General features: G+C 38.0%; 4 protein-coding genes. 1 reads left to right on the forward strand and 3 read right to left on the reverse strand.

Features of this window, described 5'->3' with window-relative positions:
- On the reverse strand, positions 1 to 379 hold a 379-nt coding region (locus H5232_RS22680), incomplete at its 3' end, for a VF530 family DNA-binding protein (RefSeq protein ID WP_182831576.1).
- Between the two features lie 189 nt (positions 380 to 568).
- On the opposite strand from H5232_RS22680, the gene H5232_RS22685 reads away from it, so the two are divergent.
- A complete protein-coding gene (locus H5232_RS22685; RefSeq protein ID WP_182718835.1) occupies positions 569 to 1,135 on the forward strand; it encodes a hypothetical protein in 567 nt (188 codons plus the stop codon).
- A 211-nt stretch (positions 1,136 to 1,346) separates the two neighbouring features.
- Here H5232_RS22685 and H5232_RS22690 read toward each other — a convergent pair whose 3' ends face one another.
- Complete coding sequence (locus H5232_RS22690) at positions 1,347 to 2,339, reverse strand: MDR family oxidoreductase (RefSeq protein WP_182761831.1); 993 nt, start codon at positions 2,337 to 2,339, stop codon at positions 1,347 to 1,349.
- A 63-nt stretch (positions 2,340 to 2,402) separates the two neighbouring features.
- Positions 2,403 to 3,038, reverse strand: a complete 636-nt coding sequence (locus H5232_RS22695; protein ID WP_182718837.1) for a TetR/AcrR family transcriptional regulator — start codon at positions 3,036 to 3,038, stop codon at positions 2,403 to 2,405.
- Positions 3,039 to 3,213: the final 175 nt, after the last annotated feature.

Here is a 3,213-nt window from a genome sequence, read left to right on the forward strand (position 1 = left end):
TACGCGTCCGTGCACGATCTTTGGCTTCTTTTTTCGCTTGAATACGTTTTGCGTCACTAAAACTTAACTCACATGGTTCACCCGGTTTATGATCTTCAGGAATAACGCGGTCACGTGGTGGTAGTTCATATTGAACATCATCGGGTTTAGGTAGATTTTTTAATCTATAAAGATAAAAGTTTTCAACTTTATCTTGTGCCCACTGGGTTTTACGCAAAAATTTAACTGCAGATTTAATGTCAGGGTTGTTTTTAAAACAATTTAGCAGTAGATAAGCATGTAAAAGCTCCCACCCATATTGATCAACTAACTCTGATACAACTTGCTCAAGTTTAACGCCTTGTAGCGGGTTATTGCCGAATAAATCTTCATTACTCATATTTTACACTCTTTTTCTAAAATCTAATCTCAGAATTATAATTTTTATCACGATAATTTGATACAAGAATATCAAGTCAGTTTGCTTGTGTAATTTACATTTGTTTAGTTTATCGGTAATATTAGTGTGCTTTAATAAGTATTGGCATGACGCCACAACATTGGATGATAGATTTAAGGAATAATATACATGGGTCTTTTTAATAAAATTAAAACACAAGCTACCACTATTGGTTCAAATATCAGCGAATCAACGTCTAAACTAAGCTCTGATATGAGCACCTCAATGAAAGAGAACTCAAAGTTATCGGCGATCCGCTCTGAGATCACTTCAATAGAAGGGCAGCTAAATATTGGTTATCAAGATATTGGTAAAAAATACGTAGAAAATTTACTAGAAAACCAAGGACAAAATATCGAAAGTGCTTTGCAAGAAGCATTAAACCGTGTTGAACCGTTACTTGAGAAAAAAATTGAGCTTGAAGATGAAGCTATTGAAATTGAGAAAAAGCTAAAAGATCAAATCATCATTCAAGAAAAAGCAATTTTTCAAAAAGAATACGATCAAGAAAAAGAGAAGCTTGAAAAAGCCGTTAAACTTGATGTGATCTCTGTAGCAGAAAAAGAACAGAAATTAGCTAAAGCACGATTAAAACTTGATAATTTCGACACTATTCGTAAAGTTAAAAAACAGTATGAAATGAGTTTAATTTCAAAAGACGAATTAAACGAAAAGCTTGCTGCTTTAGGCATGTAATGACGAAAAAATTAAAGCTTCTTTTACAAGAAGCTTTAATATACCAATTGAGTTAAATATTTAACCATTCTAGCGGGCTAAATGAAGCGCTAAATACGTCAGTAATTTTTCAAGTAGAACAACGGCATGTCAAAATTCCTGTCTTGTTATCACTGTATTTCTCCGTCGCTATAAATACTTAGTAACTTAACACGATTGGTATAACTTATTTTTACTGTTGGCAATTTACTACTACACGGCCTCGGATATTTCCGGCCATCAGCTCATCAGCCGCGTTAATAACCTGCTCTAAATTAATTTCAGTCGATATTTTATCTAAGTAGCTCTGCTCAACAAGCTCACCTAGACGTTGCCATGCTTGGATGCGGTCGACCTTTGGACGCATTACACTGTCTATGCCGATTAATGAAATACCACGCAAAATAAACGGCGCAACGGATGCAGGAAAATCCATGCCTTGTGCTAAACCGCAAGCAGTAACTACACCGCCATACTTTAAAGAAGCACAAATATTAGCAAGGGTATGACTGCCAACCGAATCAATGGCTGCAGCAAAACGTTCTTTTGCTAATGGCTTACCTGGATTTGATAGCTCATTTCGGTCGATCACTTCAGAGGCGCCAAGTTGTTTTAAATGTTTGCTTTGATCTACACGACCTGTTGCTGCAACTACGGTAAAACCTAGTAGATTAAGTAAATAGACGGCAAAACTACCTACACCACCGTTTGCACCCGTAACTAAAATATCACCAGATTCGGGAGTGATGCCTTGCTTTTCAAGCGCAATAATACTGAGCATCGCGGTGTAACCGGCAGTACCAATTTGCATGGCCTGTTTAGGTGTTAACGACGTTGGGAGTGGGAGCAACCAATTGCCATTAACAGCGGCTTGTTGAGCCAGACCCCCCCAGTATTTTTCGCCAACACCAAAGCCATTTAGTAATACCAACTGATCAATAGCGAACTCGCTAGAATCACTGGCTGTTACTTTACCCACTAAATCAATACCCGGCACCATAGGAAATGAGCGCACCACGGGGCCTTTTCCTGTAATAGCTAGACCATCTTTATAATTTAGGGTGCTGTAAAGAACATCTAGTTTGACAGGGAGATTGGGTAATTCGCTATTATTTAGTGTTTGTACTGACGCGGTATACTTATCGTCAGTATTATTTATAACAATGGCTTTAAATTGATTGTTCATCTGGACTCCATTTAGACCGATCGTCTTTTAATTGTTATGAATAAAGAGCAATTACTTAAGCCGTTACCTAAGCAATGCACGTAAAAACATTTCAGTATATAAAATAAGTGGCTGAGTATTTTTAGTTAGCTTGGCACGCATTACAGCACCTTCCCAGCCAATCCAAAAAAATTCACTCATTTGTGTGGTATTCACGTTGGCTGCAATAACACGCTCCTGCTGAGCTTGTGCCAAGCAAACTTGCACATGTTGTTGCCAAATCTCGTAGCTGGTTAATAGTTTATTTTTAAAGTCATCGCTGAGGTGGTTTAGTTCCTGATTTAAATTACCGACTAGACAACCGCGACTAAAATCGTACTTTTGCATACCCCGTGCTGCACTTTGGGTGAAATTGATTAGTCGCTCTAAAGGAGGGATATCGCTTGCCCCTAGATAGCGAATAAGTTTAGCAACAAAGTAATCGTTATAAGCGTCTATAACAGCTAAGCCGTAGGCATCTTTATTATTAAAGTAGTGGTAAAAAGAACCTTTTGGAACACCTACTTTTTTTAAAATAGTATCAAGTCCTGTGGCACTGAAGCCAAACTCGGTTAGTGTTTCTACCCCCGTAGCAATAAGTAACGCTTTGGTGTCGGCATTACTGCGGGCAACTTTTGGTGGGCGACCACGTCGTGGTGGATTTTGACTGTTTTTTAGCATAAACACATATTAGACCGATCGTATTAATATACCCAAACCACCTCAGGATGCGAGTTTCAGTTGGAATTAAAAGCGATTTAGGCAAGGCATTGATTGCAAGTAATAGTGGTTCTATTGTTAAAATCAATAACGCAGTATAAATCGCTTTTAAACCAACCCGTTGGGCGTTTCACAG

The sequence above is a fragment of the Pseudoalteromonas sp. SG41-5 genome, assembly GCF_014164495.1.
Classification (GTDB): Bacteria; Pseudomonadota; Gammaproteobacteria; order Enterobacterales; family Alteromonadaceae; genus Pseudoalteromonas; species Pseudoalteromonas rhizosphaerae.

What these genes read in the sequence shown, in the direction of transcription:
- H5232_RS22685 (WP_182718835.1), top strand. Translation starts at nt 569, where the DNA reads ATGGGTCTTTTTAATAAAATTAAAACACAAGCTACCACTATTGGTTCA.
- H5232_RS22690 (WP_182761831.1), bottom strand. Translation starts at nt 2,339, where the DNA reads ATGAACAATCAATTTAAAGCCATTGTTATAAATAATACTGACGATAAG.
- H5232_RS22695 (WP_182718837.1), bottom strand. Translation starts at nt 3,038, where the DNA reads ATGCTAAAAAACAGTCAAAATCCACCACGACGTGGTCGCCCACCAAAA.